This window comes from Pseudomonadota bacterium (genome assembly GCA_026390555.1).
Classification (GTDB): Bacteria; Bdellovibrionota_C; UBA2361; order UBA2361; family OMII01; genus OMII01.
Genome location: JAPLFS010000091.1, coordinates 1 through 1,705, shown reverse-complemented (window position 1 = coordinate 1,705; position 1,705 = coordinate 1). Strand labels below are relative to the sequence as shown.

Annotated in this window: 2 protein-coding genes; both read left to right on the top strand. The window is 51.4% G+C overall.

The genetic code is table 11. From position 1 onward, the window contains the following. Window positions 1-243 precede the first annotated feature (243 nt). Window positions 244-681 (top strand): GatB/YqeY domain-containing protein, encoded by a 438-nt coding sequence (locus NTV65_11510; protein ID MCX6115823.1) that lies wholly within the window; start codon window positions 244-246, stop codon window positions 679-681. Continuing rightward, entirely contained in the window at window positions 678-1,628 is a 951-nt protein-coding gene (locus tag NTV65_11505; protein MCX6115822.1) for a TIGR01777 family oxidoreductase, read from the top strand. Before NTV65_11510 ends, NTV65_11505 begins: the two co-directional genes overlap by 4 nt. Window positions 1,629-1,705 lie beyond the last annotated feature (77 nt).

The window sequence follows — 1,705 nt, the reverse complement described above, 5'->3', positions numbered from 1 at the left end:
TGCTATTCACATGAGAAAAAACATCCTTAACAACTTCCTCGTGAACATATTAAAGGTCAGCCCACAGCAGGCCGAGATCGACGCCTGCAAGACCGAGCACCTGATTAGTGCGGAGACCGCAAAGAAGTTGCAGGAGTTTACTGAGCAGTTCCAGGATGCCGCAAATAAACCTGCGTAATCGCCCAGACCACGTAGCCATATCGCCGTTGCCCTTTTTATCGCGTGGCAGTACAAAAGACCGCTATGAAAGCAAAACTCAAAGAAGCACTTAAGCCCGCCATGAAAGCCAAGGATCGCGTGCGTCTCGATACGATCCGCGGCATCCTAAGCGAGATTCAGTACGAAGAGATGCAGCGGTCGGTAACCGATCTGACAGAGAGCGATTGCACCCTTATACTTCATCGCGAGTTGAAGAAGCGCCAGGAGTCCCTCCAGTTTGCGGAGCAGGCGAACCGAGAGGACTCTAAAACAACGCTACTCTTAGAGATCTCAATTATCGAGAGCTTTCTTCCTGTACAGCTAAACGCTCAAGAGCTGGAGCGAATAATCCTTGAGGTAAAGAGCTCTACCCCCGATGCCGCTCTCAACACCGTCATGAAACATCTCAAAGAGAACTACGCCGGTCAGTACGACGGAAAGAGCGCCAGCGAGATAGCAAAGATGGTGCTCGGTGGGTCGTGATCTCAACTCGTACCGACCCCTCTAAAAGCGACCTGCCACGCAAGCGCATCCTTATCGTTGGAGCCTCGGGGTTTATCGGCTCTGCGCTATCAAGCTTCCTCTCCTCTGCTGGCCACTCCGTAACGAAGCTTGTGCGACGCCCAGCTACTTTAGAGAACGAGCGCTCATGGGATCCAGATACCGGCCAACTCTCCCCAACCGTTTTTGATAAGATTGATATAGTTATTAACCTTGCGGGTGAGAATATCGCCGAGGGCCGTTGGAATGCCGAAAAAAAGCGGCGCTTATACGATAGTCGTATTAATTCAGCAGCACTTCTCTCACATACCATCACCTCTCTATCACACAAACCTTCCCTCTTTATTATGGCCTCTTCCTGCGGCTACTACGGCGATACCGGTGCTTGCGGCGGAACAAGCGGCGTTGATGAATCAGCCCCCGCTGGTAGCAGCTTTCTAGCGCAACTAAGCGTTGACTGGGAGAATGCGACACAGCCTATCAGAGCTACTGGCTCGCGCCTGGTTAACCTTCGTATCGGCATGGTGCTTAATGCGCGTGGGGGCGCTCTGGAAAAGATGCTACCTGCTTTTCGCCTGGGCCTGGGCGCTTGGTTGGGTAACGGTGCTCAATATATTAGTTGGATAGCGCTCGAGGATCTGCTCAGAATAGTAGAGCATATCATCTATACCGATTCGATCTGTGGGGCCGTAAATGTAGTGGCACCCGACCCCATAACTAATAGAGATTTCACGCAAGCTCTCGGCAGAGCTCTACACAGGCCAACTATCCTAGCTATGCCTAGCCCTGTATTAAGGGTGCTCTTCGGTGAGATAGCAGATGCCGTGCTTCTAGCCAGCGTTCAGGCATATCCTAAAAAATTGACTGAGAGCGGATATCAATTTCTCCTTCCTAAGATAGACGCAGCGCTCGCCTTTGAAATCCAGTAACTGTTCACTATCGATCTGCTCTGCAACTCGACCCCAGAGGCTTTGGTTCTGACCGAGACAGAGTAGCTTTATCCATC